Here is a 14,631-nt window from a genome sequence, read left to right as displayed (position 1 = left end):
GGTGAGGACGTCATGTACCAGGTGGGAGACCTGATCGCGGGGTACCGCGTCCTCGACGTGCTCGGGCGCGGCGGCATGGGGGATGTCTACAAGGCGCAGCATCCGCGGCTGCCCCGCGCCGATGCACTCAAGGTCCTGCGCTCCGGCCACGCCACCGATCCGGTCTTTCGTGCCCGCTTCGAACGCGAGGCAGACGTCGTCGCACCGCTGAACCATCCGAACGTCGTCGCCGTCTACGACCGCGGGGTGTTCAACGACCAGCTGTGGATCGCGATGGAGTACGTGCCCGGCACCGACGCCGCGCGCATGCTCGGCGCCGGCGGGCCGCTCGAACCGCGGCTGACGTGTCTGATCGTCGCCGGGGTCGCCGCCGGCCTCGACGCCGCGCACCGCCGCGGCATCATGCACCGCGACATCAAACCGGCGAACATCCTCGTCACCCCGGGCACGGCCGATGCCACCGCCCCGGACGGGTTCTTCGTGCCGGAGGCAATCAAGGTCACCGACTTCGGCATCGCGCAGGTGCTCGACGAGGTGACCAACCTGACCGGCGACGGCATCACCATCGGCACCATGCACTACGCGTCGCCGGAACAGATCGAGGGGCGCCGCGTCGACGCCCGCAGCGACATCTACTCCCTCGGCGCCACCGCCTACGAGTTGCTCACCGGTGCACCGCCGTTCGAGGCCGACTCGCTGCACGGCCTGATGACCGCGCATCTGCAGCACGATCCGCCGCCGGCCTCCTCGCGCAACGGGGTGCTGCCCGCCGCGGTCGACGCGGTGCTCGCACGTGCGATGGCCAAGAACCCCGACGACCGGTACCCGTCGGCCGGCGAGTTCGCCCGCGCGCTCACCGATGCCTTCGACACCCGCGCCACGCTGGTCGGGCCCACGCCCACGCCGGATTCCGGTGCGACGGCCGCCGGCTTCCCGGAATCGAGTACCGCGCACCAGGATTCGTCCTCGGTGTCCATGTCGGTACCCGGTGGTTCCGCAGCGGAACCGGCCCCGGCGACGTCGCCGGGGCCCGGGGAGTCGTGGACGTCCTCGGCGCCGGAGACGCTGTACGGCTGGTCTCCCGCGGTCGCCGAGGAACAGGCCCGGCCGGTGTGGCGCCGCGCCTCGAGGCTTCTCGCCGTGGGCGCCGCGATTGTGCTGGTCGCCGGAATCCTCGGCGCCGCAGCGGGTTTCCTGCGCAGCTCGGCCGAGGGTCTGACGACCCCGAACCCACCGGACGCCGAGGTGACCACGTCGACGGTCGAGTTGTCATGGGGCCGCGTCGACGAGGCGACCAACTACATCGTCACCCAGAACGACCAGGTGATCTACTCGGGTCCGCACACGAGGTTCTCCGCGCCACGCCCGATCCCGGGCACCTACACCTACCAGGTCGCCGCGCAGGCGGCGGACGGCCGCACGTCGGACTTCTCCGGGAACTCCGAGGCCGTCGACGTCTTCATGACCTGGGGCGAACTCCAGCCGGTCGCCGACGCCTATCACGACCTGATCCCCGCGACACCCTTGTCCACCAACGGTTTCGACGGCATGCGGTGCTGGGGCGAGGCCGGCGATCTGGCCCTCGGGTCCTCCAAGCGCACCGTGTGGTGCACCCGCTACGCCGACGACGACCCGGACCGGGCCGAGTACCAGGTCGTGGTCGACGTCTACGACACCCCGGAGGAAGCACGCAGGGCCGCGGATCTCACCGCCGGCAACCTGCGGGGCACGTCCTACACCACCGCGCAGGGACACACCGGAACGCTGTACCTGTCCGAGGGACGCGACCAGGGCAGGGCGATCCTCGCCCAGGACGCCGGGGATCGCGCGCGGTCGGTCGTGTGGGTCGCGGTGCCGGGCAGGCCCGCCGCCGCGGCCGCCGACCTGATGAAGAGGCTGCCGATCTGATGGGCGCACCGATGGTTCCCGAGCAGGGTTCACCCTCCCCTCGACCCCGCCGCATCGTCCCGTGGTGGGCGGTCGCGCTCGTCGTCGTGGTCGCGGTCGCCGTCGGGACCGGGGCCTTCTTCTCCGTCCGCGCACTCACCGGTGTCGACGTGCCAGACACGCCGGGCGGCCTGCAGCTCGACTCGGGGTCGGGACGGCTCGTCGCGAGGTGGGACCCGGTGCCCGGGGCGTCGGGGTACCAGCTCGTCCGCGACGACGGGTACGTCGTCTATCGCGGCAGCAGGACCGAGGTCGTCGACGCCGCGGTGCCGGCGGGCGAACACACCTACCGGGTGGTGGCACTGCGCGGCGACGCGAGTTCGCCGCCGAGCCGGCCGATGTCGGTCCGTACCGGGGACAGCTGGGGTGTCTACGCGCCGCTCGTCGCGCAGTTCCCGGATCTGCTCCCGCAGACCCCGGACACCGCGGCGGAGTGGAACGACACCGAATGCGTGCGCCGCTACACCGGCGGACGCGACGAGGTCGGGCCGTCGGAGACCGGCAGCGGCCGGGTGCGGACGGTCTTCGTCGTCCGGTGTGTCGCCGGCGCCCCCGACCGCCCGTTCGGCGTGTTCTGGTTCGCGTCCAAGGACGCGCTCAACGCCGAGTACTCGCGCTCCTCGGCCACCTCGCGGCCGGTGCGGTGGAGGCACGGCACCGGGCTGATCGACGAGAAGGGTCGGGGCGTCTTCAAGATCACCGACGACCCGTCCCGCGAACTCGCGATGATCGTCGTCCTGCAGACCCCTGCGCAGGATGTCCTCCAGATGGTCGATTCGATGCCGATCTGAGCGGGCGATCCGGGTGGTTTCCGCAGGACCCCTGCATGACCCGGTCCGTCGCCTCGGCGAACACCCGTCGGCGCCCCCGCGTGTGCGGCATGATGGCCGTGGGGACGCGAGCGTTCCGGCCGGGGAAGAGAGGTTGGTGTCATGCAGCGGTTGAGTGGTCTCGATGCGTCGTTTCTGTACCTGGAGACCCGCAGCCAGCTGATGCACGTGATCGGCCTCGTGGAGATCGACCCGGCCACGATGCCCGGCGGTTACGACTTCCTCAAGCTGCGCGACGAGATGGAGCGCCGCGTGGCCGCGATCCCGGCCTTCCGCCGCAAGCTCGACGACTCGGTGCTCAACATCGACCACCCCGTGTGGATCGAGGACGAGGACTTCGACATCCAGCGTCACGTCCACCGCGTCGCGGTGCCCTCGCCCGGCGGTGCCGGAGAGGTCGCGGAGCTGGTCGGGCACCTCGCCGGCCAGACGCTCGACCGGGGCAAGCCGCTGTGGGAGCTGTGGATCATCGAGGGGCTGTCCAACGGGCGGATCTTCGCGATGTTGCGCATGCATCACGCCGGCACCGACGGCGTCACCAGCGCCGAGATGCTGGCCCAGATGTGCACGCTCACACCGGATCCGCCGGAGCTCGACCCGAGAAAGATCCGTGAGTCGGCCGGGCCGCCGTCGCGTGCGACGATCGCCGCGACCGGTGCGATCAACTACTTCGTCCAGCGTCCGCTGGCCATGGCGAAGTTGTTGCCGCGCACGCTGAGCGTGCCGGTCGGCTGGCTGCGCCGCGCCCAGCAGCAGTCGGCGATGCCGGCGCCGTTCATGGCGCCGCGCACCCGGTTCAACGGGCCGATCACCCCGCACCGCAGCATCGCGCTGAGCCAGCTCTCCCTCGACGACGTCAAGCGCGTCAAGAACCACTTCGGCGTCAAGATCAACGACGTCGTCCTGGCCCTGGTCGGCGGGGCGCTGCGCACCTACCTGCTGGACAAGGACGAGCTGCCCGACCGGCCGCTGGTCGGGATGGTTCCGGTGTCGGTGCACGGCGCCGACGAGAAGGATCTCGTGGTGGAGGGCACCAACAAGGTGACCGGCATGTTCACGCTGCTGTCCACCGACATCGACGACCCGGTGCTGCGGCTGGAGAAGCAGGCGGAGTTCAGCCGGACGTCGAAGGAGCACCACTCCGAGATCGACGCCAACATCCTGCGGTCGTGGGCGCAGTTCGCGCCGGGCACCACGCTGTCGACGGCGATGAAGCTCTACGGCGACCGCAAACTGGCGTCGGCCCATCCGCCGATCTTCAATGTGCTGGTCTCCAACGTCCCCGGGCCCGACTTCCCGCTGTACTTCCTGGGTTGTCGGGTCACCGCGGTGTACCCGCTCGGCCCGATCTTCCACGGGCTCGGACTGAACATCACGGTGTTCTCCGCCGACGGGCACCTCAACGTCGGCATCCTGGCGTGCACCGACCAGACCCCCGATCCGTGGGCGATCGCCAACGCCTTCGACGACCAGCTCAAGCAGTTGCTGGCCGCGTGCGACTGAGATCGCCCGACCAGGAGCCCGATCCGCCCGCCAGCTCGTCCAGCCACACCCGCGCCGACGCGTCGGACGGGGCGCGCCAGTCACCGCGCGGCGACAGCGAACCGCCCGAACCGATCTTGGGACCGTTGGGCATCGCGGTGCGCTTGAACTGGTTGCCCATGAAGCGCTTCAGGAACACCCCGAGCCAGTGCTCGATGGTCGCCGCGTCGTACTCGTTGCGCTTGTCCTCGTCGAGCAACTCCGACCACGGCCCACGCGAGCGGTCACCCCACGCCTGCCGGGCGAGGTAGGCGACCTTCGACGGTCGGTAACCGAACCGGGTCAGGTGGTACAGGAAGAAATCGTGCAGCTCGTAGGGGCCGACGGCGTCCTCGGTGGACTGGATCTTCCCGTCCTCGCCGGCGGGGACCAGCTCCGGCGAGATCACGTCATCGAGGATCTCGGCGAGGACGTCGGTGGTCTCCTGCGAATGGTGGCCGTTGCGGATCATCCACCGGATCAGGTGCTGGATCAGGGTCTTCGGCACCGATGCGTTGACGTTGTAGTGCGACATCTGGTCGCCGACGCCGTAGGTGCACCAGCCGAGCGCGAGTTCGGAGAGGTCGCCCGTGCCCAGCACGATCGCCCCGTGATGGTTGGCCAGCCGGAACAGATGCGACGTCCGTTCGCCGGCCTGCACGTTCTCGAAGGTGACGTCGTACACCTTCTCGCCACGCGCGTACGGGTGATCGAGATCGGCGAGCATCTGCTCGCACGACGGTCGGATGTCGATCTCCTTGCCGCGCACGCCCAATGAGTCCATGAGCACGTGCGCCCGGCGCAGCGTCGCACCGCCGGTGGCGAATCCCGGCATCGTGTAGGCCAGGATGTTCTCGCGCGGCAGGCCGAGCCGGTCGAAGGTGTCGACGGCGACCAGTAGCGCCAGGGTCGAGTCGAGACCGCCGGACACGCCGATGACGATCTTCTGGATGCCGGTCGCGCGCAGCCGCTGGGCCAGTCCCTGCACCTGGATGTGCCGGACCTCGGCACACCGTTCGTCGAGGTCGGCGGAATCGGCAGGGACATAAGGGAATCGGGGCACGACCCGACGCAGCACGTCGTCATCGGCGTCGAGCCGGCCGAACGAGAACCGGATGCGTCGCAACGACTTCAGTTGCGCGGCGTAGTCACCGGCCTGGTCGCGCAGGCTGATCATCCGCAGGCGCTCACTGCGGAGACGGTCGAGATCGATGTCGGCCGAGATGATCTGGTCCTCGGTCGCGAACTGTTCGCTGCGCGCGAGCAACGATCCGTTCTCGGTGATGAGGGCGTCGCCGTCCCACGCCAGATCGGTGGTGGACTCGCCGTAGCCGGCCGCCACGTAGACGTGCGCGGAGATCGTGCGCGCCGAATGAGAGGCGCACAGGCTCTTCCGGTAGGTCTCCTTGCCGATCGTGACCGGGCTGCCCGACAGGTTGGCCAGCACCGTGGCGCCGCCGAGCGCGGCCCAGGTGCTCGGCGGGATCGCAACCCAGCCGTCCTCGCAGATCTCGACGTGCAGCGCGAAGCCCGGCAGGTCGTCGGCCTCGAAGATCAGGTCGTTGCCGAACGGCACGGTCACGCCGTCGAGGGTGACGGTGTCCGGGACCGCATCCCGCGCCGCGGCGAAGAACCGCTGCTCGTAGAACTCGCGGTAATTCGGCAGATACGACTTCGGGATGACGCCGAGCACCGCTCCGTCGCGGACCACCGCGGCGCAGTTGAAGAGTCCATCACCCACCAGCAGCGGCAGGCCGACCACGATCAGCGGAGTCAGGCCCCTGCTGGCCGCGACGATCCCGGACAGCGCGGCGCGGCAGCCGGTGAGGAGGGCGTCCTGGTGGAACAGGTCGTCGGCGCTGTAGCCGGACAGTCCCAGCTCTGGGAAGACGACCAGGCAGGCGCCCTCGTCGGCGGCTCGGCGCATCAGCGCGATGGTGCGTTCGGCGTTGGCGGCCGGGTCGGCGAGGGACAGCACCGGGACCGCACCGGCGACCCGCGCGAAGCCGTTGGCGTAGACAGACACGCCGACCACATTAGTGCCCGCACCCTCGGCCGGGACCGGGTCAGGGGCGCCACCACGTGTCGTCGACCTCGACGGGCGTGGTGCGCTTGTGCCGGTTGCGGTGCCACGCCGCCTCGATCCTCTCGGCCACGTCGTCGGGCACCGCGCGGCCCTCGAGGTAGTCGTCGATGTGGTCGTAGCCGAGCCCGAGTTCCTCCTCGTCGGTCTGGCCCTGCTTCTCGTCGAGCAGGTCGGCGGTGGGCACCTTCCCCCACAAGCGTTGTGGCGCACCGAGATGCCGCAGCAGCGACCGGCCCTGCCGTTTGGTCAGCCCGGACAGCGGCAGGACGTCGGCGGCGCCGTCGCCGTACTTGGTGAAGAAGCCCGTGACGTTCTCGGCGGCGTGATCGGCGCCGATGACGAGTAGACCCCGGTCGCCGGCCACCGCGTATTGGGCGACCATCCGATGGCGCGCCTTCGCGTTGCCCTTGGTGAAGTCCGTCAGCGCTGTGCCGGTCGCGCGGGCGATCTCGTCGTTCAGCGCATCCACCCCGGGCGCGACGTTCACGGTGAGCAGTTCGTCGGCGGCGACGAACTCGGCGGCGGCCCGCGCGTCGTGCTCGTCGTGTTGGACTTGATACGGCAGGCGCATGCCGACGAACACCGCCTCTCCGCCGTCGGTGCGGACCCGGTCCACCGCCAGCTGGGCGAGCCGCCCGGCCAGGGTCGAGTCCACGCCACCGGACAGTCCCAGCACGTACCCTCGGGCGCCGGTGTGCCCGAGGTAGTCGGCGAGGAACCCGACGCGGCGCTCGACCTCCCGGCCCGGGTCGACCGAGGGGGCGACCCCCAGTGCGTCGATGATGGTCCGCTGCGTCTCGCGCATGGGCGCTCCGTTCCGTTGCGAGGGTGGGGTCAGTCCTCGCGGGGTACCCGGACGCCGACGAGACATGCATCGGGGTCCGGGGTCAGCCCGAGCTCGTCCCAGGGCTGCGACACGGTGACGATCGCGTACGCCGAGGTGGGGAAGCGGTCGATGGAACCCTCCGGGTCGAGGGCGAGCGCGGTCAGCGGCATCCCCGGCTCGTGCCCGACGACCAACAGCGTGGTCGCGTCGGCGGGTGCGTGGATGCGGATGGCCTCGAGGACGTCGTCGGCGTCGCCGCCGTAGATGTCGTCGACGTAGGTGACCGGCGCGTCGATGCCGGTGCGTTCCAGGGTCTGGCGGGCGCGGGTGGCCGTGGAGCACAGCACCGCGTCGACGGTGAGTCCCTCGTCGGTCATCCATCGCCCGGCCAGTGCCGCCTGGCGGCGGCCGCGTTCGGCGAGTGGACGGTCGTGGTCGCGGGTGGCCGGCGGATACCCCGACTTGCCGTGCCGCATCAGGACGAGCCAGCGGGTGCCGGTCATGCGGCCCCGTGTGCGCGGCCCCGGTCATCCGACCCGGAGTAGGCGTCGGGATCGGCGGCGATGCCGCGCAGCAGACGCGCGGTCGCCCGCCACGCCGCGGCCTCCTGGCGAAGGAAGGCGGCCTCCTCGACGTCGTCGCGGGCCTCGGCCTCGTCGGCGAGGGCGTCGTGCTCGATGGACTCGTCGACGGCGCAGGCGATGAACTCGTCGAGCGTGGTGCAGTCGGTGCAGACCGCCTCGATCGCCGCGGCGTCGAGTGTCGCCAGGCGTTCCAGATCCGACCGATAACGCATGGTCCGAATGTACGACGCCGGGCCGACACGTCGTGGTTGCGACCCACCCGGGCGTTTCGCCCACCTGCGCACCGACCTCGGCGCGCCCGGACGGCCACACCTACCCTTGGGTGCGTGCACACCTGGGTTCCCGCGTTGCTTGCGGTGCTGGCCGCGTTGATGATCGCGGCCGGTACCGTGCTCCGTCAGCGTGCGAGCCGGGTCAACGGCGCCATCACGCCGGGCTGGTGGCTCGGCGCGGCGATCGCGCTCGGCGGCTTCGCGCTGCAGGCGTCGGCACTCGGATTGGGTTCGATCCTGCTGGTCCAACCGCTCATCGTGCTCGCGGTGCTGTTCGCGCTACCGCTCGAGGCGTGGGCCGATCACCGGCATCCGGCGCGTATCGAATGGGCCTGGGGAGGGGTCCTGGTGGTGTGTGTGGCCACCTTTCTCTCCGTCGCCCGGCCCGAGCCGTCGGTGCGCCGCCCCGACGCCCTGCTGATGTGGTCGACCGTCGGGTCGGTGGTCGGCATCGTGGTCGCGCTGGTGCTGGTCGCCCGACGGTCCAGCCCGCACTACAAGGCCCTGTTCTATGGCCTGGTCGCGGGCATCCTGTTCGGGGTGTCGGCGCTGTTGGTGAAGGCCGTCGTCTATCAGATCACCCACGGCTTCTGGCGCACCTTCACCGAGCCCGCGATCTATCTGTTCGTGGTGGTCGTCGTCTGTGCGGTGATCGCCCAGCAGCTCGGCTTCGCAGCCGGTGACCTGCAGACCTCGTTCCCCTCGATGACGGTCGCCGAACCCGCGGTCGCGATGGTGCTCGGCGTGCTCCTGCTGGGGGAGAACCTGAAGGTCTCGGTCCCGACGGCGCTGTTCCTCGGGGTCGTGCTCGCGCTCATGATCCGAGCGGTGAGCGAGCTGGCGAAACTGTCGGCCGTCCGCGGGTGGGAGCAGGCGGCCGCGGCGGACGCCGCTGACAGGAATCAGGCCGCCGGTCGTCCGGCGGCCTGATCAGAGGTCTTCGAGAAAAGGGTGCTCAGCCCTCGATGAGTGGGGCGATGGCCTCTGCCCACTCCTCGGCCTGGGCGGCCGGCTTGACCGCCGACGACCCGTCGTGGCGACCGTGCTCTCCGACCTGCACCGCGCCGCGCTTGGTCAGCATCTCGGCGATGATCTCGCCGCCTCGGTTGTAGGTCTCGCCGTAGACGGTGTCGCCGAGCCCGAAGACGGCGAATCGCAGGCCGGTCAGATCCGGATCGACCTCGTCGAGTTCCTCGGCGAACGGGACGGCGCCGGTCGGCAGCTCGCCCTCGCCGTAGGTGGAGCAGATGACGACCAGGAAGTCCGCCGGGTCGAGGTCCTCGACCGCGAACTCGCTCATGTCGTAGATCGACGGATCGTGCTGGTTCAGCGCATCCGCGACGGAGTCGGCGACGAGCTCGCCCGTTCCGGTCTCGGTTCCATAGAGGATGAGGACCGACATGTGCAGGACTCCTCTCGAGGGTCGTCGTTTCGCCCACAGAGGCTAGCCCACCCCGATCACTTCGCGGAAATCGCTGGTGGAGGCGGGGTTGGAAGAATTACTTGGATGTCCTACTATGCATGAATACTTGGAAGTCCTACTATGTGGTGACGAAGGCCATACCTCACACCGCGCCGGTTGCCGGCGCGACGGTGGCCGAGGGGTGGCCCGCGCACCGCGAACAGATGCCCCGAGACCGACTCACGATCCGTGAAGACCCGTGAACAACCCCGACAAGAATCAAAGGTGATCTGAAGTGTCCGCACCCGCAATCACGTCCATCCCGCACTACCTGGACGGCAAGCGCGTCCCCGCCGAGGGCGGTCGCTTCGCCGACGTCTTCAACCCGAGCACCGGCGCCGTGCAGGCGCAGGTGCCGCTGGCCTCGACCGACGAGGTCGCCGCCGCGGTCGAGACCGCGAAGAAGGCGCAGAAGGAATGGGCCGCGTGGAATCCGCAGCGCCGTGCCCGCGTGCTCATGCGGTTCATCGACCTGGTGAACAAGAACGCCGACGAGCTCGCGACCACCCTGTCGCTCGAGCACGGCAAGACCCACGCCGACGCCCTGGGCGACATCCAGCGCGGCATCGAGGTCATCGAATTCGCCGTCGGCATCCCGCATCTCATCAAGGGCGAGTTCACCGAGGGCGCCGGCGGCGGCATCGACGTGCACTCGATCCGCCAGCCGCTCGGCGTCGTCGCCGGCATCACCCCGTTCAACTTCCCGGCCATGATCCCGCTGTGGAAGGCCGGGCCGGCTCTCGCCTGCGGCAACGCCTTCATCCTCAAGCCCAGCGAGCGCGATCCCTCGGTTCCGGTCCGCCTGGCCGAATTGTTCTCCGAGGCAGGGCTTCCCGACGGTGTCTTCCAGGTCGTCCACGGCGACAAGGAGGCCGTCGATGCGCTGCTGACGCACCCGGACGTCAAGGCCCTCGGCTTCGTCGGCAGCTCCGACATCGCGCAGTACATCTACTCGACCGCGGCCGCGCACGGCAAGCGTTCGCAGTGCTTCGGCGGCGCGAAGAACCACATGATCATCATGCCGGACGCCAACCTCGATCAGGTCGTCGACGCACTCATCGGCGCCGGCTACGGCTCGGCCGGTGAGCGCTGCATGGCCATCTCGGTCGCCGTCCCGGTCGGTGAGCAGACCGCGGATCGCCTGCGCGCCAAGCTGGTCGACCGCGTCAACGCGCTGCGCGTCGGCCACAGCCTCGACCCGAAGGCCGACTACGGTCCGCTGGTCACCGCTGCCGCTCTCGAGCGCGTCCGTGGCTACATCGGCAAGGGTGTCGAGGAGGGCGCCGAGCTCGTCATCGACGGCCGCGAGCGCACCAGCGACGAGCAGACCTTCGGCGACGAGGACATCTCGAAGGGCTTCTTCATCGGCCCGACCCTGTTCGACCACGTCACCAAGGACATGTCGATCTACACCGACGAGATCTTCGGCCCGGTGCTGTCGATCGTCCGCGCCAAGGACTACGAGGAGGCCCTCGCCCTCGCGTCGGATCACCAGTACGGCAACGGTGTCGCGATCTTCACCCAGGACGGCGACGCGGCCCGGGACTTCACCTCGCGCGTCGACGTCGGCATGGTCGGCGTGAACGTGCCGATCCCGGTTCCGGTGGCGTACTACACCTTCGGCGGCTGGAAGCGCTCGGGCTTCGGCGACCTGAACCAGCACGGCCCGGCGTCGATCCAGTTCTACACCAAGACCAAGACGGTGACGACGCGCTGGCCGTCCGGCATCAAGGACGGCGCCGAGTTCGTCATCCCGACCATGGACTGAGCGCGGCCACATGACCACACTTGCCGAGGCCGCGGTCGCCCGGCTCGACGGTGACGAGCGCGTCATCGTCGAGACCGCGGCGGCCTTCGCGGCCAAGAAGTTGGCGCCCTACGCGCTGGAATGGGATGCGGCCAAACACTTCCCGGTCGACGAGCTGCGCGAGGCGGCCGAGCTGGGGATGGGCGCGATCTACTGCTCCGACGAGGTCGGCGGCAGCGGACTGCGGCGTCTCGACGGCGTCCGCATCTTCGAGCAACTGGCCTACGCCGATCCGGCTGTGGCGTCGTTTTTGTCCATCCACAACATGTGCGCGTGGATGATCGACGCCTACGGCACCGACGAGCAGCGCAACAAGTGGGTGCCGCGACTGGCGACCATGGAGACCATCGCGAGCTACTGCCTCACCGAGCCCGGTGCCGGGTCCGACGCTGCGGCGCTCGCGACCCGCGCCGAACGCCAGGGTGACGAGTACGTGCTCACCGGCGTCAAGCAGTTCATCTCCGGTGCGGGGTCGTCGGACCTCTACGTCATCATGGCCCGCACCGGCGACGCCGGTCCCAAGGGTATCTCCACCTTCCTCGTGGAGAAGGACTCGCCGGGTCTGAGTTTCGGTGCGCAGGAACGCAAGATGGGCTGGAACGCGCAACCCACCGCGCAGGTCATCCTCGACGAGGTGCGGGTGCCGGCGGAGAACCTGCTGGCACAGCAGGAGGGGATCGGCTTCGGCATCGCGATGAACGGCCTCAACGGCGGCCGCCTCAACATCGCGGCGTCGTCGCTCGGCGGCGCCCAGGCGGCCTTCGACAAGGCGGCCGCCTACGTCGCCAGTCGCCGCGCCTTCGGCAACGCGCTGATCGACGAGTCGACGATCCGGTTCACCCTCGCCGACATGGCGACCTCGCTGCAGACCTCGCGGCTGATGCTGTGGCACGCGGCGACCGCTCTCGACGAGGGCGCCCCGGACAAGGTGGACCTGTGTGCGATGGCCAAGCGGTTCGTCACCGACAGCTGCTTCGACGTCGCCGACAAGGCGCTGCAGCTGCACGGCGGCTACGGGTATCTGAACGAGTACGGAATCGAGAAAATCGTCCGTGACCTCCGCGTGCACCGCATCCTGGAGGGGACCAACGAGATCATGCGGGTCGTACTCGGTCGCTCGATCGCGGCGCGGTACCGGGAGAACTGACGCGACCGGCTCTCCGGCGCATCGGTTTCGCAGGCAAACACTAGGGAGCAAAGACAATGACGACGATTGCTTTCATCGGCCTCGGCAACATGGGCGGCCCGATGGCGGCCAACCTGGTCAAGGCCGGTCACACCGTGCGCGGCTTCGACCTGGGGCCCCAGGCGGTCGAGACCGCCAAGGCCAACGGCATCGAGACGTTCCCCGCGGCCATCGAGGCCGTCTCCGGGGCCGAGGTCGTGATCACCATGCTGCCCAACGGCGGCATCGTGAAGAAGGTCTACGACGAGATCCTGCCGGCCGCGCAGACCGGTGCCCTGCTCATCGACTCGTCGACCATCTCGGTCGACGACGCCCGGGAGATCCATCGTCGGGCCGTCGAGCACGGCCTCGCGCAGGTCGACGCCCCGGTGTCGGGCGGCGTCAAGGGCGCCACCGCGGGCACCCTGGCCTTCATGGTCGGCGGCGAGGAGGAGGCCTTCTCGGCCGCCCGCGGAACCCTGGATCCCATGGCGGGCAAGATCATCCACTGTGGCGGTCCCGGCGCGGGCCAGGCGGCGAAGGTGTGCAACAACATGCTGCTCGCCGTCCAGCAGATCGCGGTCGGCGAGGCGTTCGTCCTCGCCGAGAAGCTCGGTCTGTCCGACCAGGCATTGTACGACGTGGTCACCGGTGCGACCGGCAACTGCTGGGCCATCGAGACCAACTGCCCGGTCCCGGGCCCGGTCCCGACCTCGCCGGCGAACAACGACTACAAGCCGGGCTTCGCCACCGCCCTGATGAACAAGGACCTCGGTCTCGCGATGGACGCCATCGCCAGCACCGGTTCGCGTGCACCGCTCGGCACCCACGCCGCACAGCTGTACCGCGCCTTCGCCGAACAGCACGGCGACCTGGACTTCAGCGCGATCATCAAGACGCTGCACTGACCCGGGTCTGACGGAGATCCCGTTGCGTTCCGTCCCGGTTGCCGCCGGGGCAGAACGCAACGGGATCTTTTTCGTGGAACTGCCCGGCTCCGGCTGCGCTTGTGCCCGGCAACCGGGCACGAGAGCAACGTGATCACGACGCCGGCCGCCGGAGCACTGTATCGACCTCTGCGACGACGGCGCCGGGCCACTCCGTCAGATGTGCCCAGGTGAAGTCGAGCAGGTGTGCCCGCATGCGCCTGGGTCGACGGTCCAGCGATCGCAGTGGCCCGCAGACCCTCGTGTACCGAGAGGACGGTGATGCGGGCCCGGGTCCGCGCCGACCGGGCGTGCCCGGCCGCGAGTCGGACGTCTCGCGCGACGCCCTCCGACCCCCGCCGGCCACCCCCGCTGAATCGACGATGAGCTGAGACCTCATTCGCGTGCCTCCCCGGTGGAGAACACGGCGTCGCGACGGTCGGTTCGGCGATGTCCACGAATTCTCGACGCAGCGGGCGCAGCCGCGGGCCGTGGCGTGCGACCGGCAACTTCTGTATGACGTCGGGCCGGATCCGGGCACATCGTCACACAGGCCGCTCAGAAGTCCCCGTTGTGCTTCCGCAACGACTGGATCGCCCGCACCAGGGCGGCCATCTCGTCGGAGGACATCCCGACGTCGGCGAAGACCTTCTCGTTGAGGACGGTCGTCGCCTCCTCGACGGTGGACCGCCCGAGGTCGGTGATCTCGACGAGTGTCGTGCGGCCATCGGTGGGATGGGGGACCCGGCGGACCAGGCCGCTCTCCTCCAGACGACGGATCGCGTGGGTGACGCTGGTGACGTGGACCTGCAGGCGGTCGCTGGCCTTGGTGATCGGAAGCGCACCCTGTCGCGAGAACGCCAGCAGCCGCAAGAGCTCGAAGCGGGAGAAACTCAGGTCGAACGGCCGCAGCGCGGCCTCCACACGGGCCAGCAGGATCTGGTGTGCGCGCATCACCGAGGTGACCGCCACCATGCCGTCGGCGACGTCGCCCCAGCCGGCCTGGGTCCAGTTCTCCCGGGCCTCGGCGATGGGGTCGAAGTCCATGCTGCGCCCTGCCATGCTCACACCCTAATGTGCCTGCGCGCCTGATGATCGACGGCACGCCAGCCGTCGCCGACCCGGCATGTCCGAGATCTCGGGCGCCGGTTGATGCCGGTGCGACCACCGCCGATGTGCGCACCATGCCGGGTTTCCGGCAGAAA

13 protein-coding genes are annotated in these 14,631 nt (G+C 69.5%); 7 read left to right on the top strand and 6 right to left on the bottom strand.

The window, feature by feature from the left end; genetic code table 11:
* Positions 1-12: 12 nt before the first annotated feature.
* The 3 genes from ABFT43_RS08300 (at position 13) to ABFT43_RS08290 (ending at position 4,280) form a co-directional block, all read left to right on the top strand.
* Complete coding sequence (locus ABFT43_RS08300; protein ID WP_347959901.1) at positions 13-1,908, top strand: serine/threonine-protein kinase; 1,896 nt, start codon at positions 13-15, stop codon at positions 1,906-1,908.
* Positions 1,908-2,738 carry a fibronectin type III domain-containing protein gene (locus ABFT43_RS08295; protein WP_457590118.1) on the top strand — a complete coding sequence of 277 codons (831 nt, stop codon included), beginning with the start codon at positions 1,908-1,910 and terminating at the stop codon, positions 2,736-2,738. The genes ABFT43_RS08300 and ABFT43_RS08295 overlap by 1 nt, the downstream gene beginning before the upstream one ends.
* Before the next feature lie 141 nt (positions 2,739-2,879).
* Positions 2,880-4,280: a WS/DGAT/MGAT family O-acyltransferase gene (locus tag ABFT43_RS08290; RefSeq protein WP_347959900.1), complete on the top strand. Its 1,401-nt coding sequence runs from the start codon at positions 2,880-2,882 to the stop codon at positions 4,278-4,280.
* Here the strand turns inward: ABFT43_RS08290 and ABFT43_RS08285 are convergent.
* From ABFT43_RS08285 to ABFT43_RS08270, 4 genes are read right to left on the bottom strand one after another with little or no spacing between them, the layout of a single operon-like run.
* Complete coding sequence (locus ABFT43_RS08285; protein ID WP_347959899.1) at positions 4,252-6,324, bottom strand: NAD(+) synthase; 2,073 nt, start codon at positions 6,322-6,324, stop codon at positions 4,252-4,254. The two genes, ABFT43_RS08290 and ABFT43_RS08285, sit on opposite strands and share 29 nt — an antisense overlap.
* A 40-nt stretch (positions 6,325-6,364) precedes the next feature.
* A complete protein-coding gene (gene nadE / locus ABFT43_RS08280) occupies positions 6,365-7,189 on the bottom strand; it encodes an ammonia-dependent NAD(+) synthetase (RefSeq protein WP_347959898.1) in 825 nt (274 codons plus the stop codon).
* Between the two features lie 29 nt (positions 7,190-7,218).
* Positions 7,219-7,713 (bottom strand): SixA phosphatase family protein, encoded by a 495-nt coding sequence (locus ABFT43_RS08275; RefSeq protein WP_347959897.1) that lies wholly within the window; start codon positions 7,711-7,713, stop codon positions 7,219-7,221.
* Positions 7,710-8,006, bottom strand: coding sequence for a hypothetical protein (locus ABFT43_RS08270; RefSeq protein WP_347959896.1), 297 nt, complete (start codon positions 8,004-8,006; stop codon positions 7,710-7,712). Before ABFT43_RS08270 ends, ABFT43_RS08275 begins: the two co-directional genes overlap by 4 nt.
* Positions 8,007-8,120: 114 nt before the next feature.
* Here ABFT43_RS08270 and ABFT43_RS08265 point away from each other — a divergent pair, with 114 nt between their 5' ends.
* On the top strand, positions 8,121-8,996 hold the full coding sequence (locus tag ABFT43_RS08265) for a DMT family transporter (RefSeq protein WP_347959895.1): 876 nt from the start codon (positions 8,121-8,123) through the stop codon (positions 8,994-8,996).
* Positions 8,997-9,021: 25 nt separating this feature from the next.
* On the opposite strand, the gene ABFT43_RS08260 is transcribed toward ABFT43_RS08265, so the two are convergent.
* A complete protein-coding gene (locus ABFT43_RS08260) occupies positions 9,022-9,468 on the bottom strand; it encodes a flavodoxin family protein (protein ID WP_347959894.1) in 447 nt (148 codons plus the stop codon).
* Between the two features lie 295 nt (positions 9,469-9,763).
* Between ABFT43_RS08260 and ABFT43_RS08255 the strand changes: the two genes are divergently transcribed.
* From ABFT43_RS08255 to mmsB, 3 genes are read left to right on the top strand one after another with little or no spacing between them, the layout of a single operon-like run.
* Positions 9,764-11,296 (top strand): CoA-acylating methylmalonate-semialdehyde dehydrogenase, encoded by a 1,533-nt coding sequence (locus tag ABFT43_RS08255; protein ID WP_347959893.1) that lies wholly within the window; start codon positions 9,764-9,766, stop codon positions 11,294-11,296.
* 10 nt (positions 11,297-11,306) lie between these two features.
* The gene (locus tag ABFT43_RS08250) at positions 11,307-12,482 is read left to right on the top strand and encodes an acyl-CoA dehydrogenase family protein (RefSeq protein ID WP_347959892.1); all 1,176 of its coding nucleotides are present in this window, start codon (positions 11,307-11,309) and stop codon (positions 12,480-12,482) included.
* Between the two features lie 56 nt (positions 12,483-12,538).
* A complete protein-coding gene (gene mmsB, locus ABFT43_RS08245) occupies positions 12,539-13,408 on the top strand; it encodes a 3-hydroxyisobutyrate dehydrogenase (RefSeq protein WP_347959891.1) in 870 nt (289 codons plus the stop codon).
* Between the two features lie 576 nt (positions 13,409-13,984).
* Here mmsB and ABFT43_RS08240 read toward each other — a convergent pair.
* Positions 13,985-14,488: a MarR family winged helix-turn-helix transcriptional regulator gene (locus tag ABFT43_RS08240; RefSeq protein ID WP_347959890.1), complete on the bottom strand. Its 504-nt coding sequence runs from the start codon at positions 14,486-14,488 to the stop codon at positions 13,985-13,987.
* Positions 14,489-14,631: the final 143 nt, after the last annotated feature.

Source organism: Gordonia aurantiaca (genome assembly GCF_039939235.1).
Taxonomy (GTDB): domain Bacteria; phylum Actinomycetota; class Actinomycetes; order Mycobacteriales; family Mycobacteriaceae; genus Gordonia.
Note: the sequence above shows the minus strand (reverse complement) of the source record. Positions and strands in the feature narration are given on the sequence as shown.